At 45.7% G+C, this 14242-nt stretch carries 16 protein-coding genes; 12 read left to right on the top strand and 4 right to left on the bottom strand.

What is annotated here, in order from left to right; all coding sequences use genetic code 11:
* The 8 genes from ACNAZ4_RS12680 to uvrA form a co-directional block, all read left to right on the top strand.
* On the top strand, positions 1-75 hold a 75-nt coding region (locus ACNAZ4_RS12680; protein ID WP_415813528.1), incomplete at its 5' end, for an IS3 family transposase.
* A gap of 136 nt (positions 76-211) precedes the next feature.
* Entirely contained in the window at positions 212-892 is a 681-nt protein-coding gene (locus tag ACNAZ4_RS12675) for an HAD family hydrolase (protein ID WP_415814906.1), read from the top strand.
* Positions 885-1292 (top strand): GNAT family N-acetyltransferase, encoded by a 408-nt coding sequence (locus tag ACNAZ4_RS12670; protein WP_415814904.1) that lies wholly within the window; start codon positions 885-887, stop codon positions 1290-1292. Before ACNAZ4_RS12675 ends, ACNAZ4_RS12670 begins: the two co-directional genes overlap by 8 nt.
* Before the next feature lie 146 nt (positions 1293-1438).
* The gene (locus ACNAZ4_RS12665) at positions 1439-2005 is read left to right on the top strand and encodes a helix-turn-helix transcriptional regulator (protein WP_415814902.1); all 567 of its coding nucleotides are present in this window, start codon (positions 1439-1441) and stop codon (positions 2003-2005) included.
* 119 nt (positions 2006-2124) lie between these two features.
* On the top strand, positions 2125-3366 hold the full coding sequence (locus ACNAZ4_RS12660; RefSeq protein WP_415814900.1) for an EAL and HDOD domain-containing protein: 1242 nt from the start codon (positions 2125-2127) through the stop codon (positions 3364-3366).
* Between the two features lie 125 nt (positions 3367-3491).
* Positions 3492-3719 (top strand): CsbA family protein, encoded by a 228-nt coding sequence (locus tag ACNAZ4_RS12655; protein WP_415814898.1) that lies wholly within the window; start codon positions 3492-3494, stop codon positions 3717-3719.
* A gap of 301 nt (positions 3720-4020) precedes the next feature.
* Positions 4021-6000, top strand: a complete 1980-nt coding sequence (gene uvrB, locus ACNAZ4_RS12650) for an excinuclease ABC subunit UvrB (RefSeq protein ID WP_415814896.1) — start codon at positions 4021-4023, stop codon at positions 5998-6000.
* A 7-nt stretch (positions 6001-6007) separates the two neighbouring features.
* Positions 6008-8887: an excinuclease ABC subunit UvrA gene (uvrA, locus tag ACNAZ4_RS12645; RefSeq protein WP_415814894.1), complete on the top strand. Its 2880-nt coding sequence runs from the start codon at positions 6008-6010 to the stop codon at positions 8885-8887.
* 54 nt (positions 8888-8941) lie between these two features.
* Here uvrA and ACNAZ4_RS12640 read toward each other — a convergent pair whose 3' ends face one another.
* Complete coding sequence (locus tag ACNAZ4_RS12640) at positions 8942-9715, bottom strand: polysaccharide deacetylase family protein (RefSeq protein ID WP_415814892.1); 774 nt, start codon at positions 9713-9715, stop codon at positions 8942-8944.
* 381 nt (positions 9716-10096) lie between these two features.
* Between ACNAZ4_RS12640 and ACNAZ4_RS12635 the strand changes: the two genes are divergently transcribed.
* From ACNAZ4_RS12635 to ACNAZ4_RS12620, 4 genes are read left to right on the top strand one after another with little or no spacing between them, the layout of a single operon-like run.
* Positions 10097-10411, top strand: a complete 315-nt coding sequence (locus ACNAZ4_RS12635) for a magnetosome magnetite crystal formation protein family (protein WP_415814890.1) — start codon at positions 10097-10099, stop codon at positions 10409-10411.
* A gap of 12 nt (positions 10412-10423) precedes the next feature.
* Positions 10424-11539: a DUF4097 family beta strand repeat-containing protein gene (locus tag ACNAZ4_RS12630; protein WP_415814888.1), complete on the top strand. Its 1116-nt coding sequence runs from the start codon at positions 10424-10426 to the stop codon at positions 11537-11539.
* A gap of 13 nt (positions 11540-11552) precedes the next feature.
* On the top strand, positions 11553-11744 hold the full coding sequence (locus ACNAZ4_RS12625) for a PspC domain-containing protein (protein ID WP_415814886.1): 192 nt from the start codon (positions 11553-11555) through the stop codon (positions 11742-11744).
* Positions 11745-11746: 2 nt separating this feature from the next.
* The gene (locus ACNAZ4_RS12620; RefSeq protein ID WP_415814884.1) at positions 11747-12109 is read left to right on the top strand and encodes a phage holin family protein; all 363 of its coding nucleotides are present in this window, start codon (positions 11747-11749) and stop codon (positions 12107-12109) included.
* 58 nt (positions 12110-12167) lie between these two features.
* Here the strand turns inward: ACNAZ4_RS12620 and ACNAZ4_RS12615 are convergent, their stop codons facing one another.
* The 3 genes from ACNAZ4_RS12615 to ACNAZ4_RS12605 all read right to left on the bottom strand — a co-directional run bounded on the left by ACNAZ4_RS12615 (position 12168) and on the right by ACNAZ4_RS12605 (position 14237).
* On the bottom strand, positions 12168-12899 hold the full coding sequence (locus ACNAZ4_RS12615; protein WP_415814882.1) for an N-acetylmuramoyl-L-alanine amidase: 732 nt from the start codon (positions 12897-12899) through the stop codon (positions 12168-12170).
* Between the two features lie 117 nt (positions 12900-13016).
* The gene (locus ACNAZ4_RS12610) at positions 13017-13244 is read right to left on the bottom strand and encodes a DUF2164 domain-containing protein (RefSeq protein ID WP_415814880.1); all 228 of its coding nucleotides are present in this window, start codon (positions 13242-13244) and stop codon (positions 13017-13019) included.
* A gap of 267 nt (positions 13245-13511) precedes the next feature.
* A complete protein-coding gene (locus ACNAZ4_RS12605) occupies positions 13512-14237 on the bottom strand; it encodes a GntR family transcriptional regulator (RefSeq protein ID WP_415814879.1) in 726 nt (241 codons plus the stop codon).
* Between the last annotated feature and the right edge of the window lie 5 nt (positions 14238-14242).

Genomic DNA, 14242 nt, shown 5'->3' with positions numbered 1-14242 from the left:
TTTTATAATCATGAACGTTACCAAAAAAGATTAAACGGCCTTAGCCCTTTAGAATACAGGGCTAAAGCCGCTTAGATTGTTTTTATTATTTCCACTGTCTACTTGACGGGGAGCAGTTCAATCTGGTCTGTTCTTTTTTTTTCAATAAAGAAATTGCTCCTGGCAACATTCATTTTGCGAAATTAGACAAAAAGCAAGAGGGGGAGTTTGATTGAGGAATATTGAGGCAGTCTTTTTTGATTTGGACGGGACTTTGCTGGACCGTGAAGCCTCTCTAGGGAAATTTATAGAAGCACAATACGGCCGGTTTCAAAGTGAATTGAGTGTGATAGGCAAGCAGGTTTATAAGGATCGATTCATTGAACTGGATGCCCGCGGATATGTGTGGAAGGACAAAGTATACAGCCAGCTTTTACAAGAATTCAGCATAGCGTCACTGACATGGGAAGAGTTGCTGGAAGACTATTTGATGAATTTCAAGCATTCGTGCACAGGGTTTAATCACCTGCATGAGGTACTTTGGGAACTTAAGCAAATGAACCTGAAGCTGGGCATCATTTCGAATGGCAAGGTTAATTTCCAAAAAGACAATATCAAGGCTTTGGGAATTGAGGAGTACTTTGAAACCATTCTCATCTCTGAAGCAGTGGGATTGAGGAAACCTGACTCACGGATTTTCCGGAAGGGGATTGAGACTGTTGGTGTATCAGCATCTGGCAGTATATTTGTAGGTGACCATCCAGAAAATGACGTGGCAGCGTCTAAATGTGCCGGGATGATTGGGATTTGGAAGCGTGATGACTATTGGCACAGCGCCGAAGCCGATTTTATCATTAGTGAATTGGAAGAGTTGTTAAAGATCATTGGAAAAGGAGCTGAAAATCATGACTGATTTTAAGGTTTCATATCATCCCCCAAGTCCTTCAGACTATATCAATCTTCGCCTTGAAGCAGGCTTGAGCGCAAAATCGGAGGAAGCTGCGCGTATAGGACTGGAGAATTCATTATTTGCTGTCACTATTTATGATCATACAACGTTAGTGGCGATGGGGAGGGTCGTTGGTGATGGCGGGGCGTTCTTTCAAGTAGTCGATATCGCCGTCAAGCCGGCCTATCAGGGTAAGGGGCTGGGAAAACGGGTGATGGAGGAGCTTAACGATTATCTTGAACAACATACATATGACGGTTCTTATGTCAGCTTGATTGCCGATGCACCGGCAAACAGGCTGTATGAAAAATTTGGTTTTAACTATACCTATCCTGATTCATTTGGAATGTATCGGAAATATTAATCTTCATTAATGGAAGAAATACCCTGTGTTATTAGATGTTGGGAAAGTTGAATTTTTACCTATATAGGTATTCTTCTTGGGTTATAAATGTGTTTTAATTAGCCAAGTGAAAAATAAAATAACAGTAATTTTAGATTGAAGGATGGTTGAAATCTAAGATGAAATACGCACCTGAAGATATACAGCTAATCAAAGAACAGCTTGGCAGCCACTCATTATCTACGATTGCCAGAAGACTTAATCGCAGTATGACAGCCCTTGAAGTGAAGATCACCAGATTGGGCCTTTCCCACACCAAATCCTACACAGGAATGATCACGGCAGGGGAACTCGCCAGAATCCTCAAGATTGACCGAAATTCCGTCATGCAATGGATCCTGAATCATGAGTTGGATTCGCAACAGCGGATTACCCGCAATAAGAAGAAATTTACCTTCATCAACATTGATGATTTTTGGGCGTGGGCTAAAAGCAACCGCCATAAAATTGACTTTTCCAAACTTGAGCTTGATGAACTCCCTCCTGAACCGGAGTGGGTGGCAGAAGAGCGTAAAATCGCAAAGCAAGTCACGAATTATAAAGCATGGACGAAGCAAGAAGAAAAACTGGTCCTTGAATGGCACTGCTGCGGGAAAACGCTGGCAGAAATTGCAAATATGCTCGGCAGGACAAGAGAGTCGATCCGTAAAAAAATCAAACGCCTTACTGAATAGCCCGGGAATTATTCATTTTCTCTCTTGTAAAACCTGTAAATTAATAGTATATTTTTCCTACAATAATATTGTTTAATATTTACAGAACTGTCTTTCTTAGTCCCCGGGAGGAACCTTTTATGGATATTTATGTTGCCAGGCAGCCTATATTTGATTTGAATGAGAAGACTGTTGCGTATGAATTGCTTTACAGGAGCAGCGCAGTCAATACTTATCAGCATACAGATGGGGACCAGGCTACAACGGACGTTATTGTGAATAGCTTCTTGAATATCGGTGTCAAAGATTTATCGAATGGCAAACCTTGCTTCATTAATTTTACTGATAAACTATTAAAACTTGGTGTTCCTTCTTATTTCAATCCATTGTCCATTGTGGTGGAAATTCTTGAAACCGTAGAATTGAATGATGAAATCCTGAAAATTTGCCAGGAATTGAAATCACATGGGTACACGATTGCGCTGGATGATTTTTTTGTTTCCCAGTGGAACGAACTGATGGTTCAATTATTGGACTTTATTGATATTATCAAAATAGATTTCAGGACGACCAGCCGAACGGACAGGCAGGAAATGATCCGCTTTTTAAAGGGAAGGGACATCCAGTTTCTTGCCGAAAAGGTCGAAACAATCGAAGAATATCTTGAAGCAAAGGAAGATGGGTTTGTATTATTCCAGGGCTTTTACTTTAGCAAGCCGGTTATCCTGAACAGTTATGATATCCCATCCTACTATCATTCTTATTTTCAGATCCTGAAAGAAACTGAGAGCCCAGAACCAGACCTGGAAAAAATAAAAGATATCATTGAAAAGGATATTTCGCTCTCATACAAACTGTTGCGGCTGATCAATAATCCAGTTTTCCGGCCGCGGAACGAGGTTTCCTCAATCAAACAGGCCATTATCCTTTTGGGGCTTAATGAAATAAAAAAATGGATCTATGTACTTGCCATCAGGGGAGCAGACACAGGTACCGGCAATTCAAAGGAAAGGGAAATCATCGAATTGTCCCTGAAACGCGGAAAGCTGGGGGAACTGATTGGCAGGAAGATAGGCAGAGAAGTGTTGGCCTCCAAATATTTTCTTCTCGGTATATTTTCCCTGATGGATTCCCTGCTGCACCACCCAATGGAGGAGTTGCTTGAAGACCTGCCGCTGAGCAATGAGCTGAAGGATGCTTTATCAGGGGAAAAGAATGATGAATACGTCATGCTTCAATTTTTAATTGATATTGAGCATGCCTTCCTTGAAAATCTTGATCTTGCTTTCAACCCGACCATGATGGACAAGGAAGAGCTCTTCAGGCTTTATGGAGAAGCGAGTGACTGGGCAGCCAAGGTTTTGACTGAAGTGAATCCATAATCTTTAAAGCATGCTGCTGCATGCTTTTTCTTTTGTAAAGTAAATTCTTGTAACCTGCCGCTAAAAAAGCTATATTTTTTACATAGATAAAGTTCGAAATTCTCTCTGAATGAGGTGTTTTTCCATTGGTGCTGAAATATTTGTCCGCACTGCTCCTGCCTGGTTTAATGGTCGTGTTCTTTACCCGGGTTGCCTATAACCATGTTCTTGCGCTTGTGTTGACGGTCGCGTTGATTGCGGCTTCTGTTTATAAAGGGTATACAGATTCCTTCCTGCTGATCGTCGTCGATGCGTTCTCATTGACGTTCGGCTTCTTTCTGGCCAATCAGATGAGGAGTCGGAACAAGAAATAGCAGAAAAATGTGAAAAGCAAGCCTGTCGAATCCTGTTCGGCAGGTTTTTCTTATTGTAACAGCACCAAGCAATGTTAAATCAAACGTTTGATTAACAATCATTCGACATTGCTCAACAGTGTCTATTAAAAGAAGAATAACAATTCGAATGTTTGTTCGCTTTTTGTTGGTTTGTTTTACCTGCTTTGTGGTAGAATGAGGATATGACTTTTTTGACAACCATGTAAGGCTTATATATATGAAGGTTCTTATTTCGTAAGGAAATGAACCTGACAGAAATTAAATTACAGGAGGCTTTTCTGTGAAGGACCAATTTGAATTAGTCTCGAAATATTCCCCGCAGGGAGACCAGCCTGCGGCAATAACAGAGCTGGTGAAAGGCATTCGCGATAACAAGAAGCATCAGACGCTACTTGGTGCGACAGGAACAGGGAAGACGTTCACGATTTCAAATGTCATTAAGGAAGTGAACAAGCCGACGCTTGTCATTGCCCACAACAAGACATTGGCTGGGCAGCTCTACAGCGAGTTCAAGGAATTTTTCCCGGACAATGCGGTGGAGTATTTCGTCAGTTACTATGATTACTACCAGCCGGAGGCCTATGTGCCTCAGACGGATACTTTCATTGAAAAAGATGCAAGCATCAATGATGAGATCGACAAGCTGCGCCACTCGGCTACTTCTTCGTTATTCGAGCGCAAGGATGTCATCATCATTGCGAGTGTATCCTGCATCTATGGTCTCGGTAATCCGGATGAATACCGTGACATGGTCGTGTCTTTAAGGACCGGCATGGAAATTGAAAGGAACAAGCTGCTCCACAAGCTGGTTGATATCCAGTATGAACGGAATGACATTGACTTCAAGCGCGGGACTTTCCGTGTCCGCGGCGATGTTGTCGAGATTTTTCCGGCTTCGCGTGATGAGCATTGCATGAGGATCGAGTTTTTCGGCGATGAGATCGACCGGATCCGTGAGGTCGATGCGCTGACCGGCGAGATTATCGGGGAACGTGACCATGTTGCGATTTTCCCGGCATCCCACTTCGTAACCCGTGAAGAAAAGATGAAGATCGCGATCGAGAATATTGAAAAAGAATTGGAAGAGCGACTAGAAGTGCTTCGTGCCGATGAGAAATTGCTTGAGGCACAAAGGCTTGAACAGCGTACAAGGTATGACCTTGAGATGATGCGCGAGATGGGCTTCTGTTCCGGCATCGAAAACTATTCGCGTCACCTGACGCTGAGGCCAGCTGGTGCGACTCCGTATACTTTGCTCGATTACTTCCCTGATGACTTTTTGATTGTTGTCGATGAGTCGCATGTTACATTGCCGCAAATACGGGGAATGTTTAATGGTGACCAGGCGCGAAAGCAGGTGCTGGTTGATCATGGTTTCCGTCTGCCATCTGCGATGGACAACCGTCCGCTGACTTTTGCGGAATTTGAGACACATGTCAAACAGGCTGTGTTTGTATCGGCAACTCCAGGCCCGTACGAACTTGAGCATACGCCGGAGATGGTCCAGCAAATCATCCGACCGACTGGATTGCTTGATCCGACCATCGAGGTAAGGCCGATTGAAGGCCAGATCGATGACCTGATCGGTGAAATCCAGGAGCGGACAAAACGAAATGAGCGCGTACTGGTGACAACTTTGACGAAGAAAATGTCCGAGGATCTGACCGATTACCTAAAAGAAATTGGCATCAAGGTCCAGTACCTGCACTCAGAGGTCAAGACGCTTGAACGGATTGAAATCATCCGCGAACTGCGGCTTGGTAAATATGATGTCCTGATCGGAATCAACCTTTTGCGGGAAGGATTGGATATCCCAGAGGTTTCACTTGTGACGATTCTCGATGCCGATAAGGAAGGCTTCCTCCGTTCAGAAAGATCGTTGATCCAGACGATTGGACGTGCGGCGAGGAATTCAAATGGCCATGTCATCATGTATGCAGACAAAATGACCGATTCAATGACAAAAGCGATCAGTGAAACGGAGCGCCGCCGAGAAATCCAGGAAGAATATAATAAAAAGCATGGCATCACACCGCAAACGATTCAGAAGAGTATCCGCGACGTGATCCGTGCGACGATTGCTGCCGAGGATCAGGAAGATTACAGCCCGGCAGAAGGCCTGAAGAAATTGACGAAGAAAGATCGCGAACAAGTGATTATAAATATGGAAGAGGAAATGAAGGAAGCAGCGAAGGCACTCAACTTCGAACGGGCAGCCGAGCTGCGTGACCTCATTCTTGAGTTAAAAGCGGAAGGATGACGATAACATGGCTATGGATAAACTGATTGTCAAAGGCGCCAGGGCCCATAATTTGAAAAATATAGATGTCACCATTCCGAGAGACAAGCTTGTTGTGCTGACAGGACTTTCCGGTTCAGGAAAGTCCTCGCTGGCGTTCGATACGATTTACGCTGAAGGACAGCGCCGTTATGTTGAATCATTATCTGCATACGCGCGCCAGTTCCTCGGCCAAATGGACAAGCCGGATGTCGATTCAATCGAAGGGTTGTCCCCGGCGATTTCTATCGACCAGAAAACAACAAGCCGGAACCCGCGTTCCACTGTGGGAACGGTGACGGAGATTTATGATTACTTACGACTGTTATTCGCAAGGGTGGGAAGACCAACCTGCCCGGTGCACAATATAGAGATCACCTCGCAGACGATTGAACAGATGGTCGACCGCGTACTGGAATATCCGGAGAGAACGAAGCTGCAAATCATGGCTCCGCTCGTGTCCGGCCGTAAGGGCACTCATGCCAAAGTCCTCGAGGATGTGAAAAAGCAGGGCTATGTCCGTGTCCGTGTTGATGGGGAAATGCTCGACCTGGGTGACGAAATCGAGCTGGAAAAGAACAAGAAGCATTCGATTGAAGTTGTCATCGACCGGATTGTCATCAAGGAAGGGATTGCAGCCCGTTTGGCGGATTCCCTTGAATCGGCGCTCAAGCTTGGTGAGGGGAATGTCCTGATTGACGTGATGGGCGAGGAAGAATTGATGTTCAGCGAGAACCATGCCTGCCCGATTTGCGGCTTTTCCATCGGCGAGCTTGAGCCCCGGATGTTCTCATTCAATAGTCCGTTCGGTGCCTGCCCGGAATGTGACGGACTCGGCGCAAAGCTTGAGGTGGATGTCGACCTTGTCATCCCGAATAAGGAGCTTTCATTAAAACAGCACGCTATCGCCCCATGGGAACCGACGAGCTCTCAATACTATCCGCAGCTGCTTGAGGCAGTCTGCAATCACTATGGAATTGATATGTCCGTACCGGTGAAAGATCTGCCTGACAACGAGATGGAAAAGATTCTGTATGGTTCCGAGAAGGACCGAATTTATTTCCGTTACGAAAATGACTGGGGACAGGTCCGGGAAAATTATATTGTGTTCGAGGGCGTATTGAAGAATGTGGAACGCCGTTATAAGGAAACCGGCTCTGATTATATCCGCGAACAGATGGAGAAATATATGGGCGAGCACGCCTGCCCGACATGCAAAGGCTACAGGCTGAAGCGTGAAACCCTTGCTGTACTAGTTGACGGCCGCCATATCGGTGAAGTGACGGCGTTGTCGGTTGAGGAAGCACACCAATTTTTCGAGGGACTTGAACTTTCTGAAAAAGAAATGAAGATTGCGAACATGATTTTCCGTGAAATCACGGAGCGCCTCGGCTTCCTGATAAATGTCGGGTTGGATTATCTGACGCTGAGCCGTGCTGCCGGAACACTATCCGGTGGGGAAGCCCAGCGGATCCGGCTGGCAACCCAGATTGGCTCGCGCCTTACCGGAGTACTATACATTCTGGATGAACCTTCGATCGGTTTGCACCAGCGAGACAATGACAGGCTGATCGATACGCTGAAAAATATGCGTGACATCGGCAATACCTTGATCGTCGTCGAGCATGATGAAGATACGATGCTTGCGGCCGACCACTTGATCGATATTGGCCCTGGCGCAGGTGTCCATGGTGGAGAAATCATCTCCCAAGGCACGCCGGCAGAGGTCATGGAGGATCCAAACTCGCTGACAGGCCAGTATCTGTCAGGCAAAAAATTTATTCCGCTGCCTATCGAGCGCCGCAAACCAGACGGCCGCTATATCGAAATCAAGGGCGCGAAGGAAAACAACCTGAAAAATGTTAATGTGAAGTTCCCGCTTGGCACCTTTATGGCCGTTACCGGTGTATCCGGTTCTGGTAAAAGTACGCTGATCAATGAAATCCTGCACAAATCGCTGGCGATGAAGCTGCACAGAGCTAAAAGCAAGCCAGGCGAGTTCAGGGAAATCAAAGGTGTCGACCATCTCGACAAGGTCATCGATATTGACCAGTCGCCAATCGGGCGTACGCCAAGATCGAATCCGGCAACGTACACAGGTGTGTTCGATGATATCCGTGATGTGTTTGCTTCGACGAATGAAGCGAAAGTGCGCGGTTATAAAAAAGGCCGTTTCAGCTTCAACGTCAAAGGCGGACGCTGTGAAGCCTGCCGCGGCGACGGCATCATCAAGATTGAGATGCACTTCCTGCCTGACGTCTACGTCCCATGCGAGGTCTGCCATGGCAAGCGCTACAACCGCGAAACATTGGAAGTGAAGTACAAAGGGAAAAATATCTCTGATATCCTTGATATGACAGTTGAAGCAGGTGTCGAATTCTTCGCCAACATACCGAAGATCGCCCGCAAACTGCAGACAATTTACGATGTCGGCCTTGGCTATATCAAACTCGGCCAACCGGCGACAACCCTTTCCGGCGGGGAAGCGCAGCGCGTCAAGCTGGCATCCGAGCTGCACCGACGCTCAACTGGACGTTCGCTTTATATCCTGGATGAACCGACAACCGGTCTGCACGTCGATGATATTTCCCGCCTGCTTGTCGTCCTGCAGCGTCTCGTCGAAAATGGTGACACCGTGCTGGTCATCGAACATAACTTAGACGTCATCAAAGCCGCCGACTATATCGTCGACCTCGGACCGGAAGGCGGAGACCGCGGCGGCACTATCATCGCTACCGGCACCCCGGAAAAAATCGCCGAAGTGGAGGAATCCTATACCGGCCGATACCTCAAGCCGATATTGGAACGCGACAGACTGCGGATGAAAGAACAAATCGAGGAAAAAGAAAAAAGCACGAGCAACGCTTAGTCTAAATGAAAAAATCTCTTCCTTTTCGGAAGAGATTTTTTGCGTGAAGAATAACTATTTCAATTGAATTGGGATCATTTCGGCATCGAGCGCTTTAAAATCATAGTTCTGCTTTTTCAGGTACTCCAGCAATTGAGGCAGTTGGGCAAGGGTTTCTTCTCTTTCATGCAGGAGGATGACGAGCGGCTCATCCTTTTTGGCTTTGTCTGCAACCTGGGCGATTGTATTGGCAACCAGCCGTTTATCGCGGTAATACCAGTCTTTGCTGTCGACATTCCAATCCCACAGCTGGTACCCTTTATCACTGACCGCTTTTTTATAAGGATCCTTCATATAAGGGGCACTGCCATATGGCGTGCGGATCAGCGTCGAATCAATCCCGGTGATTTCTTTGATCGTATTCAGTGTCTGGTCCATTTCTGCGACGACGGTTTGCGGAGACTGATAGATTTTCGTTTTGTCATGGGTGACTCCATGCGCTCCGAGGCTGTGGCCGGCTTCTGCCATCTTTTTTACCGCCTCAGGGAAGTTTTTCATGTTCCCGTCCAGCATGAAAAAGGTAGCCTTTGCATCAAACTCATCCAGAATCGATAAAATTTGCTCTGATACCTTGTGTGGTCCGTCATCAAATGTTAAGTAGACTGTTTTTGAAGGAGCTTCGGCAGGTTCTTTAGCGGGAATGTCGGCTGCATCTTGAGCAGGTTGAATATTTTCTTGAAGATCACTTTCTGAAAATCTCGGCGGCTTAGATTCTAGTTTCTTTAATACTTCATCCGTGCGACTGTAGGCTGATTTCAGTTCTTGCTGCTGGCTAGATCCCTTGATCACGGGCTTTTTCACCTGGCTCGCCACGGCAGAAGAGGAAGTGATTAGCCCCCCGACTAAACAAACTACAGTGCACCATCTGGCTGATTTACTTTTCAAGCTGAACACTCTGCATCCCTCGCTAATTTCTTATATTAATCTCAATTACTTAGACGATAATATTTCAGTTTTGTTACATGTATTTCTGTATAGTTACAGGATAATAGTTTACCAGCTAAATTTGAATAAGAAAATAGTGGAAAGTTCCTAAGATTACGTTTAGGGGATATTCGTTAAATAAGAAGAGTTTGGACAAGGAATTGCAGGCAATTTGTCGAACTAATTTCAGAAAGGATGAAACTTCTTAGACTCCGCTGCGTATTAATTGCTAAGGAGATGAAGAGGATGGATACGAAAAGGATTCTATCAGCTTTGTGCTATTTCAGTATTATGTTCGCAGGGATTTTGTTCCCGCTGGTTGCATATTTTGCATCGGATGATCGGGATGTGAAATTTCATGCGAAGAAAGCGTTGCTGTCACATCTTATACCGCTGATTCCTTTGCCGCTCATTTTAATCGCCGTGTTCATCGATTTTAACGGAGGAACAGGGGATTTTCCCGTATTCCTGTTCAGCAGTGCGATTTTAATGGTTATATTGAGTTTCATTGTCCTGGTATGGAATTTGGTTAAAGGAATTAAAGTGCTTAACACAAATTGAGGAGGATGGACCATGAAAGAGGAAAGAAAACGGATTTTGAAGCTTGTTGAAGAAGGAAAGATGACAGTGGATGAGGCGTTGTTCCTGATCGAGCAGCTGGAGCAGGGGGGAACACAGCACCAGGAAAAATCAACTGCTCTTTCAACGAATGTGAAGTTTGAAGAAGCCAAAAAAGAAGAATTCAAAAAAGATGATTTCACTGCGTATAATTTCAACTCTGTTAAAGATAAGGTGCTTGATTTTGTGGATTCTGCCTTCAAGAAAATAAAAGATTTCGATCTGGACCTGAATTTTGGCCAATCCATTGATATCACGCATATTTTCCAGCAAGGTGATGTTAACCTGAACCAGGCGGATTTTGATATAGCGAATGGTTCGGTGAAAGTGGTGCCGTGGGAGCAAAAGGATGTGCGGGTCGAGTGCAGCGCGAAAGTGTATCGGGTCGAAAACCAGGATGAAGCACGCAGGAAGTTCTTGGAGGACGCGATTTTTACGATTGAAAATCAGAAGCTCCGTTTTTCAGTGCAGCAAAAATGGATGAAGGTCGATGCTGTCATCCACATTCCGAAAGAAGAGTATGACAATGTACGCCTCCGACTGTTTAATGGCTCGATCGAAGGTGAAAACTTAAAAGTAAAGGATTGCCGTGCAAAAACAGCAAATGGCAAAGTAGTGTTCGAGAATTTGGAGTGCGGCAAGCTGGAAATGGAAACTGTGAGTGGCCAAATCAGCATACAGAGAAGCGCAATCAGAGATCTTGAAGTTGAAACGATCAATGGCGCAATCAAGGCAGAAGGCTATTTCAACCATGTCGATCTTCAGTCTTTCAATGGAAATGTGGCGTGTACCGTGAATAACCAGGATTGCGAAAGTGTGGAAGTGAAGGCGACCACTGGAAGCATCGAGGTGTACCTGCCTGAGAAAACGCCTGCCAGTGGCGAGTTGAAATCGAATCTTGGCGGCTTTACCATCGAACTCGATGGCATACAGGTCGTCGAGGAGAAAAGTGATATGGTCCAGAAGAACCTGCGCTTCAAGCCTGCTGATGGCGGGCAAAAAGCTGTCAGGCTCCATGCTGACACTAAAACGGGTTCGATTTTGGTAAAGAAACGAATACAACAGCAATAGGAAGGTGTTAAGTATGAAATTATTCCGTTCCCGGACGGACCGTATGCTGGCGGGAGTGCTCGGCGGGATGGCAGAATCTTTTGGAGTGAAGGCCGCGCTGCTGCGCATCCTGTTTGTGATTCTGTTGTTCAGTACGGCATTCTTTCCGATGGCCATCCTGTATCTTGTGTTTGTGTTTGCACTGCCGAACAGGGAGGAGTATTAAAAATGAGGTGGTTGTTGGGGATTGTCATTAACGCCGTCCTTTTCATGGCCCTTGCCGGGTATTTCGAGAATGAAATTTATCTGTCCGGCTTCGGTGCCGCACTAGGCGCCAGCTTCATTCTATCCATATTGAATATCCTGGTTAAGCCGATTTTGATTCTATTGACGCTGCCTGTAACAGTCCTTAGCCTCGGACTGTTCCTGTTTGTCATCAATGCAATCACACTGATGCTGACGGATAGCCTGATGGGGAGCTCATTTGAGATAGCTGGTTTCGGCATGGCACTGCTTACTGCAGTGATTATGTCCATCGCAAATGTGATTATTCAGAACACAGTATTGCGTGAATCGGACAAAAAGCGCTGATGAATGAATCTCGCTAAATATAATAGTAAAGGCCGGCACATAAAGTGTCGGCCTTTAACTATTCTTGCACAATATAGGCGTCAAATCCGGCCTTCTTTAAACGTGCTGCAAGATCTTCGGCGTTACGTTCATCTTCGAATGCCCCTGCCTGGACTTTATATAATCCACTTTTCCTCGCTGCAGCAGCAGATTTTGCCGAAGAAGTAGGGGGAGCAGGCACAGGTGCCGCATTATCCTTTCTCTGGAGCTTGAACTGCTCTGCCAAAGCCTTGACAATTCCTTCTGCAATCGTGCGCCGATACGTTTCGGAGCGCAGCAGTTCCACTTCGTTCCGGTTTGTCATAAATCCGCCCTCAATCAGGACGGCATCCATTTTAGTTTCCCTCAGGACATGGAAATCGGCTGTTCGTACCCCGCGGTTCTCAAGGCCAGTAGCAACGGTAAGGTTTCGCTGGATTTTTTGGGCCAGCTGATTGGCTACAGGCGGCCTGGATGGATAGACATATGTCTCAATGCCGCCGACGTTGTTCCAGCCGCCGCTGCCAAACGCATTGGCATGGATCGATACAAATATATCCACATTCAGGCTGTTTGCCTTGTCAGTCCTTGCTGTCAGTGACACATCTTGCTGATCGGAATGAGAAAAATATACGGTGACATTCTTGTAGTTTTCCAGCAGCTGTTTCGCATAATTCGCCACGGCCCTGTTATACTCATATTCTCTCAAACCATCAGGACTTCGCTTACCCGGGGTGTTGTAGCCATGCCCAGCATCAAGCATGATCTTCATGTTTTTCACACCTTCCGATTAAAAGATTTCCTCATCAGTATATATATGCCTAAAGCCAGGAAAAGGACATATTGAGAACAGATATAGGCGTTCATCCATACATTGTTTTCTCGCAGGCTATTTGTTCAGTTCAAATATGTCGTCCAGACGCTGTGCCATGAATTCGTGCCCGTCCTGGATTCCCTTATTATAAAAATGAGGGGCGAGCTTGTCCGCGAAAAATTCAAGAATCAGCATAGCAGCTAAATCCCCCAGTTCTTCGCCTCGTTCTTCAAGGAAATATTTCTTGATTTCATCCATCATCTCACGCTTCGCTTCATCATCAAGCCGGAAATTATTAAACATAAAATACACAACCCCTTCAATTAAGAACATACCCACATTGTAGCCTAAACACAAAAAGATCTCACCGCATCACCACACTGGGGTCACGCCACCTCCACTTTTACGCAATGAGAGTTAAGTTCGACATTGATTTAGAGATGTTTCGATTATTTCCGTGGAAATAAGATGGTTTTGGATAATGTTTCGACGGTTTTCACTGTATGTACCGACAGAAAAGGAGCTGGAACTGATAGGTAACTAGCAATTTCAGACACAGCTCCATGAGGATCATGACCGGTGCATGGTGTGAACGAATTTGTAACGATCTGCACGATAGGCAGATTTTACGAACTCGAAGGGGGTTCCATCCTTTAAAGTTGATGTCCTCAGGATTAACAAGATGGGGGATCCCTTTTCGATTTCTAGAAGACGGAGCTCATGGTCCTTAGCATTGGAAGCTTCAATTTCCTGAGTGGCTTCATGAATAACAAGGTTCAATTTTTCCTCGATATACTGATAGAGTGATTGATTGATGATGTCCTCTGTCAATCCTTTGACCAGGTTTGCCGGAAGATATGTCGTTTCAAGAGCCATTGGGACATTGTCCGCAAGACGGACTCGTTTAATTTCATAAACAGGGGTGTTTTCGTTTAGCTTCAGGCGGTCAGCAATTTCCCGGCCCGCCGGAATGATCTCAAATGAAATCAGCTTGCTGCCTGGATTGAATCCACGTTCACGCATATCCTCGGTAAAACTCGTCAGCCCTTGCAGACGCTGTTCGACTTTCTTTTTGTTCACAAAGGTTCCTCTGCCTTTTTGTCGGTACAAGTATCCGTCGTTTACCAGATTGGTAAGAGCTTGCCTGATTGTCATCCTGCTGATTTGGAACATATCAGCATAGACACGTTCCGATGGAATGGTTTCATCCGGTTGCAGTTCACCGCTGTCTATTTGCGCTTTGATATACTCTTCGAGCTGATGGTAAATTGGTATAGGCGAATTTTTATCGATCATTGGCT

The sequence above is a fragment of the Mesobacillus thioparans genome (assembly GCF_965138835.1).
Taxonomy (GTDB): domain Bacteria; phylum Bacillota; class Bacilli; order Bacillales; family Cytobacillaceae; genus Mesobacillus; species Mesobacillus thioparans.
This window is presented reverse-complemented; position numbering and strand designations above follow the sequence as displayed.